The sequence below is a fragment of the Nocardia glycosmidis genome (genome assembly GCF_052545115.1).
This window is the reverse complement of record NZ_JBQWRH010000024.1, coordinates 21,356-36,800: the sequence shown is the minus strand read 5'-3', so window position 1 is coordinate 36,800 and position 15,445 is coordinate 21,356. Positions and strand designations below refer to the sequence as shown.

At 65.2% G+C, this 15,445-nt stretch carries 15 protein-coding genes and 1 pseudogene; 7 read left to right on the top strand and 9 right to left on the bottom strand.

Annotated elements, in window-relative coordinates:
* The first annotated feature begins 219 nt into the window (after positions 1–219).
* Together ACT86A_RS24570 and ACT86A_RS24565 are read left to right on the top strand one after the other, a co-directional pair.
* Positions 220–831 carry a hypothetical protein gene (locus ACT86A_RS24570; protein WP_445094569.1) on the top strand — a complete coding sequence of 204 codons (612 nt, stop codon included), beginning with the start codon at positions 220–222 and terminating at the stop codon, positions 829–831.
* 161 nt (positions 832–992) lie between these two features.
* Positions 993–1,379 (top strand): annotated as a pseudogene (locus ACT86A_RS24565) (MspA family porin); the annotation flags it as partial.
* Here ACT86A_RS24565 and ACT86A_RS24560 read toward each other — a convergent pair.
* On the bottom strand, positions 1,337–1,720 hold the full coding sequence (locus tag ACT86A_RS24560; RefSeq protein WP_445094598.1) for a hypothetical protein: 384 nt from the start codon (positions 1,718–1,720) through the stop codon (positions 1,337–1,339). The pseudogene ACT86A_RS24565 and the gene ACT86A_RS24560 overlap by 43 nt on opposite strands.
* Between ACT86A_RS24560 and ACT86A_RS24555 the strand changes: the two genes are divergently transcribed.
* Positions 1,719–1,955, top strand: coding sequence for an MspA family porin (locus ACT86A_RS24555; protein ID WP_445094595.1), 237 nt, complete (start codon positions 1,719–1,721; stop codon positions 1,953–1,955). The genes ACT86A_RS24560 and ACT86A_RS24555 overlap by 2 nt on opposite strands.
* Positions 1,956–2,147: 192 nt before the next feature.
* Here the strand turns inward: ACT86A_RS24555 and ACT86A_RS24550 are convergent, their stop codons facing one another.
* From ACT86A_RS24550 to ACT86A_RS24535, 4 genes are all read right to left on the bottom strand, one after another.
* Positions 2,148–4,538: an ATP-binding cassette domain-containing protein gene (locus tag ACT86A_RS24550; RefSeq protein WP_445094568.1), complete on the bottom strand. Its 2,391-nt coding sequence runs from the start codon at positions 4,536–4,538 to the stop codon at positions 2,148–2,150.
* 15 nt (positions 4,539–4,553) lie between these two features.
* The gene (locus ACT86A_RS24545) at positions 4,554–4,697 is read right to left on the bottom strand and encodes a hypothetical protein (RefSeq protein WP_445094567.1); all 144 of its coding nucleotides are present in this window, start codon (positions 4,695–4,697) and stop codon (positions 4,554–4,556) included.
* 106 nt (positions 4,698–4,803) lie between these two features.
* Positions 4,804–5,214, bottom strand: coding sequence for a VOC family protein (locus ACT86A_RS24540; RefSeq protein ID WP_445094566.1), 411 nt, complete (start codon positions 5,212–5,214; stop codon positions 4,804–4,806).
* A gap of 5 nt (positions 5,215–5,219) precedes the next feature.
* The gene (locus ACT86A_RS24535) at positions 5,220–5,669 is read right to left on the bottom strand and encodes a helix-turn-helix transcriptional regulator (RefSeq protein ID WP_445094565.1); all 450 of its coding nucleotides are present in this window, start codon (positions 5,667–5,669) and stop codon (positions 5,220–5,222) included.
* Positions 5,670–5,972: 303 nt separating this feature from the next.
* On the opposite strand from ACT86A_RS24535, the gene msrA reads away from it, so the two are divergent.
* Positions 5,973–6,440, top strand: a complete 468-nt coding sequence (msrA, locus tag ACT86A_RS24530) for a peptide-methionine (S)-S-oxide reductase MsrA (RefSeq protein ID WP_445094594.1) — start codon at positions 5,973–5,975, stop codon at positions 6,438–6,440.
* 186 nt (positions 6,441–6,626) lie between these two features.
* On the opposite strand, the gene ACT86A_RS24525 is transcribed toward msrA, so the two are convergent.
* On the bottom strand, positions 6,627–7,247 hold the full coding sequence (locus tag ACT86A_RS24525) for a TetR/AcrR family transcriptional regulator (protein WP_445094564.1): 621 nt from the start codon (positions 7,245–7,247) through the stop codon (positions 6,627–6,629).
* A gap of 249 nt (positions 7,248–7,496) precedes the next feature.
* On the opposite strand from ACT86A_RS24525, the gene ACT86A_RS24520 reads away from it, so the two are divergent.
* The 3 genes from ACT86A_RS24520 to ACT86A_RS24510 all read left to right on the top strand — a co-directional run bounded on the left by ACT86A_RS24520 (position 7,497) and on the right by ACT86A_RS24510 (position 10,640).
* Positions 7,497–8,423, top strand: coding sequence for a metal-dependent hydrolase (locus tag ACT86A_RS24520; RefSeq protein WP_445094563.1), 927 nt, complete (start codon positions 7,497–7,499; stop codon positions 8,421–8,423).
* Between the two features lie 11 nt (positions 8,424–8,434).
* A complete protein-coding gene (locus ACT86A_RS24515; RefSeq protein WP_445094562.1) occupies positions 8,435–9,595 on the top strand; it encodes a hypothetical protein in 1,161 nt (386 codons plus the stop codon).
* A gap of 238 nt (positions 9,596–9,833) precedes the next feature.
* Positions 9,834–10,640 carry an LLM class flavin-dependent oxidoreductase gene (locus ACT86A_RS24510; protein WP_445094561.1) on the top strand — a complete coding sequence of 269 codons (807 nt, stop codon included), beginning with the start codon at positions 9,834–9,836 and terminating at the stop codon, positions 10,638–10,640.
* Positions 10,641–10,739: 99 nt separating this feature from the next.
* On the opposite strand, the gene ACT86A_RS24505 is transcribed toward ACT86A_RS24510, so the two are convergent.
* From ACT86A_RS24505 to katG, 3 genes are all read right to left on the bottom strand, one after another.
* Positions 10,740–12,353 (bottom strand): MDR family MFS transporter, encoded by a 1,614-nt coding sequence (locus ACT86A_RS24505; RefSeq protein ID WP_445094560.1) that lies wholly within the window; start codon positions 12,351–12,353, stop codon positions 10,740–10,742.
* Positions 12,350–12,991 carry a TetR/AcrR family transcriptional regulator gene (locus tag ACT86A_RS24500; protein ID WP_445094559.1) on the bottom strand — a complete coding sequence of 214 codons (642 nt, stop codon included), beginning with the start codon at positions 12,989–12,991 and terminating at the stop codon, positions 12,350–12,352. Before ACT86A_RS24500 ends, ACT86A_RS24505 begins: the two co-directional genes overlap by 4 nt.
* Before the next feature lie 189 nt (positions 12,992–13,180).
* Positions 13,181–15,412 (bottom strand): catalase/peroxidase HPI, encoded by a 2,232-nt coding sequence (katG, locus tag ACT86A_RS24495; protein ID WP_445094558.1) that lies wholly within the window; start codon positions 15,410–15,412, stop codon positions 13,181–13,183.
* Between the last annotated feature and the right edge of the window lie 33 nt (positions 15,413–15,445).

Sequence of the window (15,445 nt, the reverse complement as noted above, 5' to 3'; positions counted from 1 at the left end):
CTGGGCCACAGAAGTCGTGCACCGGTTGGTCGCACAGGCGTAGATCATGCTCGTCGACCAGGACCTGCAGCGGTGGGTGTCGGAAAGATCTTGCGGCACCGGTCGGCAATCGAGCGGCCGGATCGCGGTCGGGGTAGCTGGTTTTCAGCACCGTTTGTGACCCGAGGCAGCGCGTCCGCAGCTGTTCGGTATGCGGCAGTTCCGGCTGCTTTGCGCCGCATGGGTTCTCGTCTGTCGCAGCGCCGCAACGTCTACGATCCCCGCGTGACGCTCACCCTCGCCGACCTGGTCGGCTACACCGATCGCGACCTCGACGCCGACCTGGCGCGTTGGTTTCCCGCTGCCGAACCCGTCCACCTTTCCGGGCAGACCCGGCCGGTGGCGCCGCTTCTCGCGCGACTGGCTCCCGCGGATGCGGCGGCACTGGCCGCGTTCGACCGCCGGGTGCGCTCAGGCCGGCTGCCGCAGTTCTTGGACATCTTCGACTGGTCCTACGGGTTCGAATTCGCCGGAAACGACTGCGGCATAGTCGATTCGGATTACACGACAGAGCTGACCGACGACGATGTCTACTCGATCGGTGCGGACGGGGGCGGCAATCTGTATGTCGTGCTCGCCAGCGGTCAAGTGGCCGTGTGGTTTCACGAGGAGGAGGTGCTCGAAGGTGGCACCCGCTTCGACAACCTCGATGTCTTCCTCTGGTCGTTCGTGCGCTACCGCGCGGTACGCGCTGGGAAACTCGCGTACTCGGCCGTCGAGGCAGACTTCTTGGCGCTCGGCCAGGACGGCGCACTCGAACCAAATCTCGGCTTACTGAGGCTCATGAAGTAGGTGACGGGCAGGTACGCCTGGGTCGACACGCCCTGCTGTCGCATAAGCTGCCCCGCCTGATAGCTCCGTTATGATTGCCAGTCGATAGCTACAGCTGCTGTCCGGCGATATCGAGCTGTCGAAGACACGCTGGTGCACATCTTCGAGAACAGGATCCGGGTATGCGACGTCCGCTCCTCATCGCCGTGGCGGGCACGGCCTCGGCTACCCTGGCCATCCTTGGCGTACGGGCCTGGGATGCCGAAGGCCGAGCTCAGCCGCCCGGCGCGGATGTGTCCGGATCGGGAGTTCATCTGACGGCATCGGTCGACTATATCGGGGTGAATCCGCCAGGTGACCGGGCTCCGAACTTCCTCATGTCGTTCTCGCATGCCGCGCAGATGTCCGGAAATTACTCGGTCGATGTGGAGGGTGACCCGATCACGTCCGGTCAGGCCGCCGCAGGGTTCATCCTCGGCTGCGGGATCAGTGTGGCCGGCGGTGTCACCGTCGGAATCGAGCCTGGTCAGGCGCTGGACTGGAGTATTTCGCCTACACTCAGCCCGCCGAGCGTTTCGCTCAACCCCGCGAGCGCTTCGCTCGGCCCCGCAAGTGCTTCGGCCGGCCCGGCGAGTACTTCGCTCAGCTTGGCGAGCCCTTCGACGAGCCCTGCCACCACTTCGGCGCGCCCTTCGGCCGGCCCGGGCGCCACGTCAGCGAGCGCGGCGAGCCCTGCCACCGCTTCAGCCGGCCCGGCGAGCCCCTCGACCAGCCCGGCGAGCGTCACGCTCACACCCGAGCTGCCTACGCCCACCACCACGATCAGCCCGCCGAGCGCCTCGATCACTCCACCCAGCGTCAGCCCGCCCAGTGCCAGCCTCGGACCCAGCGTCGGCGGGACGCTGGGCATGACAGAAGTCTTGACGGCTACCTTGGGGCCCGGCCAGGTCACCACGGCGACAACGGCGACGGCGCCCCTGACCAACAACACCGCGTTCCCGTTCCATATCACGTTCAACAACGCCGCGTTGAACGTCGCCCAATGCGCTTCGCCGGTGTCGGCCGTTCCCTTCATCACCACCACGTTGAATACCGCACAGGGGCTGGTGCAGACTACCGCCTACGGCGACCAGTTCACCTTCTGAGAATCGACAACAACCCGCGCCCGCCGCCACCCGATACGGCTCGACGCTCCCGCCGAACGCGACTACCGACTTTCAGCCCCGCGACCGGCATGCCATGGCCTCCGCAAAGCGGGACACAATCCAGTGGCAGGCCATCGGAAGCTGTGGCAGCCGAGCGGAATCGTCGCCGTGGGATGACGAAGACGAATCCGCTCAAGCGCCGACGTAGGCCGCGAGGTGTTCACCGGTGCGGGTGGAACGGGCGCCGACGAGGTTGGTGGGGGTGCCCTCGAAGACGATCCGGCCGCCGTCATGGCCGGCGCCGGGGCCGAGGTCGATGATCCAGTCGGCGTGCGCCATGACCGCTTGGTGGTGCTCGATGACGATGACCGACTTGCCGGAGTCGACGAGCCGGTCGAGCAGGGCGAGCAACTGCTCGACATCGGCGAGATGGAGGCCATTGGTCGGCTCGTCGAGGACGTAGATGCCGCCCCTGTCCGCCATGTGGGTGGCCAGCTTGAGCCGCTGCCGTTCGCCGCCGGACAGCGTGGTGAGCGGCTGGCCGAGGGTGAGGTAGCCGAGCCCGACGTCGGCGAGCCGGTCGAGAATCTTCTGCGCGGCCGGGGTGCGCGCCTCGCCGGCATCGAAGAATTCCTGGGCTTCGGCCACCGACATCGCGAGCACCTCGCTGATGTCGCGGCCGCCGAGGTGATAATCCAGCACCGCCGCCTGGAATCGCTTCCCCGCGCACTCCTCGCAGGTGGTGGCGACGCCGGCCATCATCGCCAGGTCGGTGTAGATGACACCGGCTCCGTTGCAGGTGGGGCAGGCGCCCTCGGAGTTGGCACTGAACAGCGCCGGCTTCACGCCGTTGGCCTTCGCGAACGCCTTGCGGACCGGGTCGAGCAGCCCGGTGTAGGTCGCCGGGTTGCTCCGGCGCGAGCCGCGGATCGCGCCTTGGTCGACCGAAACCACATCCGCGCCCGCGGGGATCGATCCGTGCACGAGCGAACTCTTGCCGGACCCGGCCACCCCGGTGATGACGACGAGCACCCCCAACGGAATGTCGACATCAATATTGCGCAGGTTGTTCGTCGTCGCGCCGCGAATCGCCAATGCGCCGTCGGGCTTGCGCAGCGTCTTCTTCAAGGTGGTCCGGTCATCGAAATGGCGGCCGGTGATGGTGCCGCTGGCCCCCAGCTCGTCGACGGTGCCCTCGAAGCAGACGCTGCCGCCTGCCGTACCGGCGCCCGGGCCCAGGTCGACGACATGGTCGGCGATCGCGATCGTCTCCGGTTTGTGTTCCACGACGAGTACGGTGTTGCCCTTGTCCCGCAGCCGCAGCAACAGCGAGTTCATTCGCTGGATGTCATGCGGGTGCAGGCCCGCTGTGGGCTCGTCGAAGACGTAGGTGACGTCGGTCAGCGAGGAACCGAGGTGGCGGATCATCTTGACGCGCTGCGCCTCGCCACCGGACAGCGTGCCCGAGGGCCGGTCGAGCGAGAGATAGCCCAGCCCGATCTCCACGAACGAGTCGAGGGTGTGGCGCAGGGACATGAGCAGCGGCGCTACCGACGGCTCATCGAGGCCGCTGACCCATTCGGCCAGGTCGCTGATCTGCATCGCGCAGGCGTCGGCGATGTTGATGCCCTTGATCTTCGATGACCGAGCCGCCTCGCTGAGCCGGGTGCCGCCGCACTCGGGGCAGACGGTGAACGTCACCGCCCGCTGGACGAACGCCCGGACATGCGGCTGCAGCGCGTCGAGGTCCTTGGACAGCATCGACTTCTGGATTTTCGGGATCAGCCCCTCGTAGGTGAGATTGATGCCGTCGACCTTGATCTTCGTCGGCTCCTTGTGGAGCAGGTCGTGCAGCTCTCTCTTGTTGTACTTGCGGATCGGCTTGTCCGGGTCGAAGAAGCCGCAGCCGTTGAAGATGCGGCCGAACCAGCCGTCCATGCTGTAGCCGGGGATCGTGAGCGCACCCTCGTTGAGCGACTTGCTGTCGTCGTACAGCTGGGTCAGGTCGATGTCGTTGACCGAGCCGCGGCCCTCACAGCGGGGACACATGCCCCCGGTGATGCTGAAGCTGCGACGCTCCTTCATGGTCCGTCCGGCGCGCTCCACGGTGACCGCGCCCGCACCACTGATCGAGGCGACGTTGAAGGAGAACGCCTGCGGCGAGCCGATGTGTGGCTTGCCCAGTCGGCTGAAGAGAATGCGCAGCATCGCGTTGGCGTCGGTGGCGGTGCCGACTGTGGAGCGGGGGTCGGCGCCCATCCGCTGCTGGTCGACGATGATCGCGGTCGTCAGCCCGTTGAGGACGTCGACTTCCGGCCGCGACAGTGTCGGCATGAAGCCCTGCACGAAGGCGCTGTAGGTCTCGTTGATCAGCCGCTGCGACTCCGCGGCGATCGTGTCGAACACCAGTGAGCTCTTGCCGGAGCCGGAGACGCCGGTGAACACCGTCAGCCGGCGCTTCGGGATTTCGATGCTGATGTCCTTCAGATTGTTCACGCGCGCGCCGTGCACGCGGATCACATCGTGGCTGTCGGCAGGGTGCGGCGCGGGCGGGTGCGCGTCCGTCTTCGTGGCCATGCTCATCGTGTCTCCATCTGGCTACGCGGGGCCGCCTTCGCGGTCTCCGTCGGCGTCGCCTGTCTCGATCCAACCAAGCTTCGAGTGCAACGTCTGGTTCTCGCTCGTCGCTGCGCAGCCATCGCGCATCAGTTCGCGATCGGTCATCAGCGGCGCGGCGATCATCGTCTTTGCCGCATGAGCCGGTGGTTACCAGGCGGCGGCCACCGGCGTCGTGCGTGGGTCCTTCAAAGGATGTCTGTGCAGATCGAAGCCGCGATACCCGGATGGCTCACGGCAGCTCCTGGATGCGGACCATGTTGCCCGCGGGATCGCGGAAGGCGCAGTCGCGAACGCCGTAGGGCTGCTCGGTCGGCTCCTGGACAACCTCGGCGTCACCTGCCTGCACCCGCTCGAAAGTGCCGTCGAGGTCTTTGGTTGCCAGAAGGATGCTGCCATAGGTGCCCTTGGCCATCATTTCGGCGATGGTGCGGCGCTCGTCGTCGGTGAGGCCGGGCGTAGCGTCCGGCGGAAACAGGACGATGGCGGTTTCGGGCTGGTTCACGGGTCCGACCGTGAGCCAGCGCATGCCCTCGTATCCCACGTCCTTGCGGAGCTCGAAGCCCAGGGTGTCGCGGTAGAAGGCCAGTGCTGCGTCCGCGCCGTTGTGCGGGAGGAAGCTCGAGTTGATGGTGATGTCCATGGCGATCACGCTAGTTGCGACTCGGTAGCCTGCGCTTCTCGATTCCTGATCGGTCTGGTCACCTGTTTGGCGACGCACGGCGGCATGCCGGCGATCGCCTGCGCGGCCTCCCGCCGGTAGACGCTGGGCGGCACACCGACCAACTCGGTGAAGCGAGTGCTGAAGGTGCCCAGCGACGAGCAACCGACCGCGAAACAGACCTCGGTGACACTGAGGTCGCCACGACGGAGCAGCGCCATCGCGCGCTCGATCCGCCGCGTCATCAGATAGGAGTACGGCGACTCCCCGTAGGCGAGCCGGAACTGGCGGCTCAGGTGCCCGGCCGACATGTGCGCGTCGCGCGCGAGCGCCTCGACGTCCAGCGGCTGCGCGTATTCCCGGTCGATCCGGTCGCGGACGCGGCGCAGTCGCGCAAGGTCGTCCAGGTGCTTGTCCCTGGCGGATCTACTGGTCACCTGCGCGATCGTGCCACACGCACGGACAAGCGGTCGAGAGCGAGCGCATCGAGGATTACGCCGTCACGCTCGAGGAGGGCGCGAGCCGTAGTCTGCGAAGGCGGGGCGGGTGGGACTTTCCGGGCCGGAGCCCGGGTTATAGGGGGGACGGTATGAGGAGGTCATGTGGCACGCGAGTACAACTTGAATCCCGCGACGGTCCATTCCCTGTCGCCTGAGCAGCACCCCGCCACTCAGGAGGACCGGACGGAGCCGGCTTTCACCGGCCGGAAGGCAATTCTGGCCGGCGGATGTTTCTGGGGCATGCAGGACTTGATCCGTAGACAGCCGGGAGTACTGTCGACGCGGGTCGGCTACACCGGCGGGCGAAACGAGCACCCCACGTATCGCAATCACCCGGGCCACGCGGAGGCCATCGAGATCGTCTACGACCCGGTGCAGACGGATTACCGTGCGCTGCTGGAGTTCTTCTTCCAGATCCACGATCCGACGACGAAGGACCGCCAGGGCAACGACATCGGTACCAGCTACCGTTCGGCGATCTTCTATCTCGATGAGGACCAGAAGCGCAGCGCGCTGGATACGATCGCCGATGTGAACGCCTCGGGCCTGTGGCCCGGCACGGTGGTCACCGAAGTCACCCCGGCGAGTGACTTCTGGGCGGCCGAGCCCGAGCATCAGGATTACCTGCAGCGCTACCCGGACGGCTATACCTGCCACTTTCCGCGGCCTGGTTGGAGGTTGCCGAAGCGGCAGACCACCGCGCAATAGGCTCAGCCGAGATCTGTGGGCCGTGCCGGAGCGGAGCGGCCCGCAGATCCATTCGAACGCGGGGGCACTCATTTGTCGCTGCACGGTGGGTGCGGAATACATGCAGTCAGCAGCACGGGTGACGCAGTTCGACGGCGTGGGGGCGCGTGCGCGAGAGTCGGAGCGCGGCTGCGGGGCTACTAGCCGCTAAATGTTCGCCGATGGCTGCATTTGGGCGATGATCGCGGCCCCCATCCAGCGCCGAAGATATTGGCGCAGATCATCGTCGCCGCGTGGTGGATTGCCCGGGGAAATGAAGAACGACTGCATCGTTCGCAGGACGTATTCGACGAGCTCACGCAACGATGCGTCGTCGTATCCGTAGTGCTCCCAGTCGACGTCGAAGCGCCTGACCATCGTCATTCCGAAAGTTCGCGCCTCTTCGGAGGTGAGGCCATCGGGGTGGGCGTTCGAGTAGCTGCCGGTGAGCAAAATGCCCAGATGGGGGGTTCGGCGCACCTCGGTCAGTGTGTAGACCACGCCCTCTGTCATCGCATCGACAGCATCTTCGATACCGCTCACATGCTGTGTCAATCGATCGAGAAATCCGTCGACCGACGCAATCGCCGCAGCCTTCATCAGGGCGTCGGCACTGGGAAAGTATCGGTACACCGTCTGACGGATGACGCCCAGGGACTCCGCGACGTCCGCGATGCTGATTTCCGAACCCGTTCGTCCGATCAGATCGACCGCAGCGGCGACTATCCGACGGGACGCTTCCTCGTCGTTGTCCGGTGGTCTGCCGCCCCACCCGCGCCTTCCTGCCACTGCCCGCTTCCTCGGCTCGAACCGTGTCGGTCGACGAAGTCCTCCATGTGGGAAAGTCCGCCGACAATCCGGATCAGGGTCCCTGACGGTACCACGGGGCCTCCGCTCGCTTGTCGCGCGATTCGGGCGGTAACGACGAATATGACCATACACTTGTTCCGCTTTCTGTATGATTAGTGCACCATGGCTTCGGTGCCATCCGAACGGGCCGCCGGACCAGCTCATTCCCGCACGACGAGGTGCCGCAAAGTGACCGATCTCCACGTCCGAAAAATGAGCTTCGCGTTCGCGGACTACGCTGTGCCCTTCCTCTGGAACGAAGCGAATCCGGCCTTTTCGAGCATGGCCAACGCGGTCTCGTTCCTGGCGATCGGCTTCGAAAAGATGATCGTGAAGACGATTCTGCAAACCAAGCCGCTGATCACCGATCCTGCGGTTGCCGAGGAAGCGGACGCGTTCATGCGGCAAGAAGGACAGCACTCGGCCGCGCACCGGCAACATGTCAAGGGCCTGATCACACGGTATCCGGGGCTGCAGGAGACGCTCGACGAAGTGATCGGCGAATTCGACCGGCTCACCAGAGACCGCTCGCTGAACTATCGGCTCGCCTATACCGCCGACCTGGAGGCGACTTTCACTCCGGTGTTCAAGCTGATGCTGGACCACGATTCGACTCTGTTCCGGCCCGGAGACGACCGCGTCGCCTCACTGTTCATCTGGCACTTCGTCGAAGAAGTCGAGCATCGAGGTTCCGCGCTCATCATCTTCGATTCCGTTGTCGGAAGCGATGTCTACCGGATGCGTACGTCCCCATCGATCTTCCGGCACGTCATGAAGGTCATCAGGGTGGCTTGTGCCGGCTTCAACAAGCATGTCCCGCTGGAGGATCGGAAGATCGATGCGCTGTCGATGTTCGCATCCCACCGGCATAAGCAGAACCTGTGCAAGCGACTACCGCTGCTTCGCGGCGCGGACAACGGCCCGATGGGGCGCGCTTTCGATCACCTACCGCTGGGGGAGCAGCTCATCGCATTGACGGGAATTGTCCGCAGCCAGTTGCCGAAGCACAACCCAGCCCACGAAAAGCTGCCCGCGCTGGCCGGCATATGGTTCGAGCGCTACGAGGCCGGCTACGACGTCTCGCGCTGGTACACCGCCGACGCGGCCGCGTTGTAGGAGACAAACCGTTGGCCGATCACTGCTCACCCACCTTCGAGCACCTCGCCACCGCACTGGGCTTTTCGTGCCAGGAGGCCGGCGGACTCGTTGAGGTCCGTAACCCGCTCGCATTGGAGAACTGGACGCTGCCGGTCCTCGAGTTCACCATCATTCTCGGCTCGGCGCTCGCACTCGTGCTCGCCATCGTGCGCCTGCGCCGGAATGGCGATCCCACCAACCTGGTGCTGTGGTTCGGCGCTACCGCATACCTGTTCATCATCGAACCACCGCTCTACTTTCCCGCCGCCTTCGGCATCGGAGACCACGTGGACACGATGTTCGCGCACAACGTGTTCACCGTCGACTTCCTCTGGGGCCGGCTCCCGCTGTACATCATCGCGATCTATCCGTTGATGGCCACACTGGCGTTCGAAATCGTCAGAATGCTCGGCGTCTTCCGGCGGTACGGTGTGCTCGTCGGCGCGGCCTGCGTAGGATTCGTGCACCACGTGTTCTACGAAATCTTCGACCACCTCGGACCGCAGCTGCGATGGTGGGAATGGTCGACCACGAACCCGATCAACCAACCCCTGTTCGATTCGGTCCCGCTGGGCAGCCTGGTCGTCTTCGCGGCTCTGTGGCCGATGTCGCTGGCACTATGTGTCCAATTGTTCGTCGGTCGCGACGTCGACCAGGGCCGGCACTTCTGCGGTCTCCAGTTGGTGTGGCGCACAATGGCGATCGGTATTTCGGCGTCGCTGGGCACGTTCATCCTCCCGCTACCGGCGACGGTCCTCGGCGTAAGCGGCACGACGGTCCGGGCGGTCGTCTACGTGGCGGAACTGGCTGTCGTCACGCTCGTCGCGATTCCGATTCTGGCCCGTCAATGGTTGTCGCTGCGCCGGGGACCGTCAGATGTCCCCGTATACACCAGCCGCTTCGTCCAGTGGTTCAGCGTGGTGTACCTGTGTGTCATGGGGTTGCTCTGGGGCACCGCTCTACCCGAATTCTTCGGCGCCGTAGACGGTTACACGAGCGGGGGAGACCCGGTCGGGAACCTTTGGTACACACTGACGTGCTTCACTCTCGCAATCCTTTGTGCCGCCTCGACATTCACCGCGCCGCAGCGAAAACCGGAAGCCTCACTGGTCGCTCCTATCAGGGAGAATTCGGCAATCGACGCGGCGTAACTCGCGGTCTCGGCGCCCAGGGGAGTGTCAGGGCCCGCGCCGAGGATAACCATCGGTGCCCGGAGTCGGGCGGGCTCGGTATCGATGTGCGTTGCCGAGTTGGTGTGTTCTCCTGTCGGGCGTGATGTCGAAGTTGGTTCGGGTGTCCACTGGCTCGCGTGGATTGCGACCGTGGCGGGGGCCGCTGGGGTCGCGTTGCACTTCAATCGGGGAAGGCAATAGGGACAGGAGTCCAGGCATGACACGACCGTTTCGATTCGGAGTCGTTACCCCGCTCAGGACCGACGTGGCGACGTGGCGAGATCGCGTGCGCCGCATCGCCGACAGCGGCTACTCGACGCTGCTGGTGCCCGACTTCCCGCAGACGCAACCGGCGCCCGGCCCCATGCTGGCCACCGTCGCGGCTCTGACCGACCTGCGTGTGGGCACCTGGGTGTACGCCTCTCCGCTACGCCCGGCCTGGCTGACGGCGTGGGAAGCGCACTCGCTGTCGCTGCTGACCGAGGGTCGCTTCGAGATGGGCATCGGCACCGGCAGGCCGGGAATCGAGGACGAGCTCCGCGACAAGGGACTGCCCGGCGTACCGCCGCCGAACGAGCGGCTGGCACAGGTACGTGCGACCGTCAGGAAGCTGCGAGAACTCGACGGCCCCGACCGGCACACGCCGGTGGCGATGGCCGTACTCGGCCCGAAGGCCCGGGCGCTGGCGGCCGAGGTCGCAGACACAGTCACCTTCGCGCTCGGGGATCAGCCTCGGGGCGCAGTCGAGCGGCTGGCACGCGAGTTCCGCACCATCGGGGACGTCGAGCTCGCTCTCGCCGTGCCGGTCATCGGTGACACTGTCGCACCGCACATGGCGCCCCCCGACACCGACCCTGCCGCGCTTCGTGCGGCGGACGCGGTGACCGTACTTCCGGATGACCCGGCGGCCGCCGCCGAGGAAATCCAGCGGCGACGCGAGGAGATCGGCTTCTCCTATTTCGTCTTCGGCGCCGACTTCGCCGACAGGTTCGCTCCGGTGGTCGCCGAGCTAGCCGGACGTTAGTTGGGGCGGCGAGGGACGATATGCGGCGGCACCTGCCAGTTTCGTGTACCGATGCCAGGGAGTCGTTTCCGTCCCTCGCCGAAGCCGGGCTGCCACGTTTCAGCGCTCGGCTACGAGCTCCGGTTCCGGATCGAGGTTCTGCCGCTGAACATCTTCCTCCATCACCGCTTCGCCGCGGGCGACCATGCCCGCCTCGTCGGAAAGCTTCATGTGTGGAATGAACAGCGCGAGCACGAATGCGATCACGACGCCCGGAATCAAATACCAGAAACCGGGGACCAGGGCGTCGACATACGCCCCGACGATCGCGTCGTGCAGGGCCTCGGGCAGGTTCTTGACCACCGATGGCACCAGCGCACTCGGGTCGAGTTTCGCCTGAACCGCCTCGGGAGCGTGCGACCGGAACACCTCGGTGAGGCCATCGGTCAACCGGTTGGTGAAAATCGAGCCGAGGACAGCGACACCGAGCGCGCCGCCCATCTCACGGAAGTAGTTGTTGGCGCTGGTGGCGGTGCCGATCTGACTGGGTGACACCGCGTTCTGCACGACCAGGACGATGATCTGCATCATCAGGCCGAGGCCCGCGCCCATCACGAACAGCATCGCCGAAACCACCCACATCGGGGTGTCGGCATCCAGTCGCGTCAGCCACAGCAGGTCCACGAACATGAGCGCCGCGCCGAGCGGCGGATAGACCTTGTAGCGACCGGTCTTGGTGACCCTCGTCATCGACGCGATCAGGGTGATCATCAGACCGACCATCATCGGTATCAACAACAAACCCGAAACCGAAGCCGAAGTACCGGTCGCCATTTGGAGGTAGGTGGGAATGAAGGCGAGCGCGGCGAACATCACCAGGCCGACCAGGAAGCCGATCGCCGAGGTCAACACGAACGTTCGATTGCGGAACAACCACAACGGCAGCATCGGCTCCTCGGCCCGTGCCTCGGTGATCACGAAGGCGGTCACGACCACCACGAATGCGGCGATCATCGTCAGCATCACCGTCGAACCCCAGGCGTACTGTTTGCCACCCCAGTCGGTGATCAGAATCAGCAGCGTGGTCGCGGCCGACATGAGCACGACGCCGAGGTAGTCGGGCCGAGTCTTGGGGCGGTGGCTGGGAATGCTCAGATAGCGGAACGCGATGAACAGCGCGGCGATACCGATCGGCACGTTGATCCAGAAACACCAGCGCCAGCCGAGGTGATCGGCGAAAAGGCCGCCGAGAAGCGGACCGGCTACCGACGTAATGCCGAAGATGGCGCCCATCGGGGCCATGTACTTGCCGCGGTCCTTCGCCGGCACCACGTCGGCGATAATGGCTTGCGCCAGGATCATCAGGCCACCACCACCCATGCCCTGCAGGCCGCGAAAGGTGATGAACTCCCAGAAGCTGGTCGAGGCGGCGGCGCCGACGGACGCGACGGTAAAGATGGTGATCGCGAACAAGAACGGCCACCGCCGGCCGAACAGATCACCGAATTTTCCGTAGATCGGCATCATGATGGTGGTCGCCAGCAGATATGACGTCGCGGTCCAGGCCATGTGCGAGATGCCGCCGAGATCGCCGACGATGGTCGGCATGGCGGTGCCGACGATCGTCTGATCGAGGCTGGCCAAGAACATGCCCGCGATCAGTGCGGCGAAGATGAGCCCGACCCGCCTCTGGGTGAGGACGATAGGGGCGGGCGAATCGGCTGTCGTGGTCATGTCGGTACGTCTCCTTTCCGGCCCGCCGGCTGCTCGAAGAGCCGGGCGGCCATTGCACAGTGCTCGCGCATCGCCGCAGCCAGCGATACGGTCGGATCACCCGTCGAGGACTTCGCCGCCCTCGTGGTGATGGTCGTCATGATTCCCGCTGCGAGCGAAACGAATTCGGGCGTTATATCGTCGGTCAGGCGCGCCGAGAGAAGTTCGCCCAAGCTGGTCTCCAGCCGTACGCCGTAGGCGACGAAAGCCGCGAGCACCCGCGGCTCGGTCTTGATTATCTCGGCTACCAACGAAATTCCTTCGCGCACTTCACTTTCGGATTCGAACCCGGAGGCGAAAAGCCAAGTGAGATCGTGCATGAGGACGCCGGTCGGCCCGCCTGCGACGAACTGTTCTCGCAAGTGCGGTGTGCCGATCTCGCCGACCGGACCTACCACCGCGTCGATCTTCGTCTCGTAGTAGTTGAAAAACGTGCGCGGCGAGACGCCGACGGCTCGCACGATGTCCTCGACGGTCGTGGCATCGAGCCCATGCTCTACCGTCAGCCGCCGAGCGGCCATGCAGAGATCCAGTTGCGTCCGTCGCTTCTTCTGTTCACGCAAGCCGATCGTTGGCTCGGCATGCTCGGAGCGGGACATGGCGAATAATTTAGCACAAACTGCAAATTTTCATAAACTGCAAGTTGGCGCGGCGGTGACACAAGGAGTCAGTTTGTCATGTCGCGACGGCCTTGGGATGCGTGGTCGAGAACGACCACGCCGGAGCTGGATGGCAAAACGAGTCCAGGCCGACCCCACAGGGGGCCGGCCTGGATTCGTCTATGCAGATCAGGCGAGGTCGAACCGATCGTTGTCGACCACCTTGACCCACGCGGCGACAAAGTCGTCCACGAACTTCCGTTCGTTATCGTGCTGGCCGTATACCTCGGCCACCGCACGCAGCACCGAGTGCGCCCCGAAGATGAGGTCATTGGCTGTGGCCGTCCACCTGGCCCGGCCGGAGGACCGGTCGAGACCTTCGTAGACGTTCTCCGCCGACTCGGACGCCTTCCACTCCGTGTTCTGGTCGAGAAGGTTGACGAAAAAGTCGTTCGTCAACACGCCCGGCCGGTCGGTGAATACACCGTGCTGGGTGCCACCGTAGTTGGCGCCCAAGACGCGCAGGCCGCCGATCAGCACCGTCAGCTCCGGAGCGGTCACGTCCAGCATGTACGCCCGGTCGAGCAGCAGACGCTCCAAGGGAGCTTTCTCGCCGGTCCGCACATAGTTCCGGAATCCGTCGGCACGCGGTTCGAGCACTGCGAAGGACTCCACATCCGTGTCGTCCTGTGCGGCGTCTGTTCGCCCGGCCGCGAATGGCACCGTGACGTCATGTCCCGCGTCCCTGGCGGCCTTCTCGATCGCCGCGGACCCGGCCAGAACGATCAGGTCGGCCAGCGACACCCGCTTGCCGCCGGAGGCCGAGCTGTTGAAGTCCTGCTGGATCTGCTCGAGTACCGGCAGTACCTCGGCCAACTCGCCCGGCTCGTTGACCTCCCAGTCCTTCTGCGGCGCCAAACGAATCCGCGCGCCGTTGGCGCCGCCGCGCTTGTCGGTGCTGCGGAAGCTTGCCGCCGCCGACCAGGCGGTCTTGACCAGCTGAGCAACGGACAGGCTGGACTCGAGGACCTTGCTCTTGAGGGCCGCGATATCCTGCTCGCCGATCAACTCATGATCGACATCGGGAACCGGATCCTGCCACAGCTGCGGCTCGGGAACCCAGGGTCCGAGGTAACGGCTGATCGGCCCCATGTCGCGATGCAGCAGCTTGTACCACGCCTTGGCGAACGCCTCGGACAGCTCTTCGGGGTGATCCAACCAGCGTCGTGTGATCTCCCGGTAGATCGGGTCCTCCCGCAGCGCCAGATCCGTGGTCAACATGCTCGGATTACGGGCAGGCCCACCGAACGGATCCGGGATGGTGCCCGCACCCGCGTCGTTCCGCGGCTTCCACTGCCATGCCCCGGCGGGGCTCTTGGTCAGCTCCCACTCATAGCCGTACAGGTTCTGCAGGAAGCCGTTTCCCCACTTGGTCGGGGTGGAAGTCCAGACAACCTCCAGGCCGCTGGTGATAGCGTCCTTCCCCTTACCCGTGCCGTGGGCGCTCTTCCAGCCCAGGCCCTGCTGCTCGATCGAGGAGCCTTCCGGTTCGGCGCCGACCAGGTCGGCATCGCCCGCACCATGCGTCTTGCCGAAGCTGTGACCGCCGACGATCAGCGCGGCGGTCTCCTCGTCGTTCATCGCCATGCGCCGGAAGGTCTCGCGGATATCCCGCGCCGCGGCCACCGGGTCCGGCTGGCCATTGGGCCCTTCCGGGTTCACGTAGATCAGGCCCATCTGGACGGCGCCGAGCGGAGTCGACAGTTCGCGGTCACCGCTGTAGCGCTCGTCCCCGAGCCAGGTGTCCTCCGGGCCCCAGAAGACCTCTTCCGGCTCCCAGATGTCCGGGCGGCCGAAGCCGAAGCCGAACGTCTCGAACCCCATCGCCTCCAGGGCCACGTTGCCGACGAACACCAGCAGGTCGGCCCATGAGATCTTGTCCCCGTACTTCTGCTTGACCGGCCACAGCAGTCGGCGAGCCTTGTCCAGGTTGGCGTTGTCCGGCCAGCTGTTGAGCGGCGCGAAGCGCTGGGCGCCCTGACCGCCGCCGCCGCGGCCGTCGGCGATGCGGTACGTACCGGCCGCGTGCCAGCTCAGCCGGATGAACAGGCCGCCGTAGTTGCCGTAGTCGGCCGGCCACCAGTCTTGCGAATCGGTCAAGACTGCACTGACGTCCGCCTTCAGGGCGTCGACGTCCAGCTTCTGGAATTCTTTGGCGTAGTCGAAGTCCTCACCTAGCGGGTTTGCCTTGGACGAGTGGGCGTGGAGCACCGAGACATCAATCTGCTCCGGCCACCAGTCCTTGTTACTGCGGGGCCGATGATCCGTCTTCGGAGTCGGGGACGGTATCGCCGGATTCTCGCTCTCGCTGTTGCTCTGAGTCTTGGTGTCAGGATCGGGTGGGCGGCTATCGGATGACACAGCATTCCTTCCTGAGAGAGTGAGGGTGGGCTG

Bases quoted from the DNA above. Each gene is read 5' to 3' on its own strand.
- ACT86A_RS24550 (WP_445094568.1), bottom strand. From the start codon at position 4,538: ATGAGCATGGCCACGAAGACGGACGCGCACCCGCCCGCGCCGCACCCT.
- ACT86A_RS24555 (WP_445094595.1), top strand. From the start codon at position 1,719: ATGACAGAAGTCTTGACGGCTACCTTGGGGCCCGGCCAGGTCACCACG.
- ACT86A_RS24505 (WP_445094560.1), bottom strand. From the start codon at position 12,353: ATGACCACGACAGCCGATTCGCCCGCCCCTATCGTCCTCACCCAGAGG.
- ACT86A_RS24560 (WP_445094598.1), bottom strand. From the start codon at position 1,720: ATGCCCAGCGTCCCGCCGACGCTGGGTCCGAGGCTGGCACTGGGCGGG.
- ACT86A_RS24570 (WP_445094569.1), top strand. From the start codon at position 220: ATGGGTTCTCGTCTGTCGCAGCGCCGCAACGTCTACGATCCCCGCGTG.
- ACT86A_RS24510 (WP_445094561.1), top strand. From the start codon at position 9,834: ATGACACGACCGTTTCGATTCGGAGTCGTTACCCCGCTCAGGACCGAC.
- ACT86A_RS24545 (WP_445094567.1), bottom strand. From the start codon at position 4,697: ATGATCGCCGCGCCGCTGATGACCGATCGCGAACTGATGCGCGATGGC.
- ACT86A_RS24500 (WP_445094559.1), bottom strand. From the start codon at position 12,991: ATGTCCCGCTCCGAGCATGCCGAGCCAACGATCGGCTTGCGTGAACAG.
- ACT86A_RS24540 (WP_445094566.1), bottom strand. From the start codon at position 5,214: ATGGACATCACCATCAACTCGAGCTTCCTCCCGCACAACGGCGCGGAC.
- msrA (WP_445094594.1), top strand. From the start codon at position 5,973: ATGCAGGACTTGATCCGTAGACAGCCGGGAGTACTGTCGACGCGGGTC.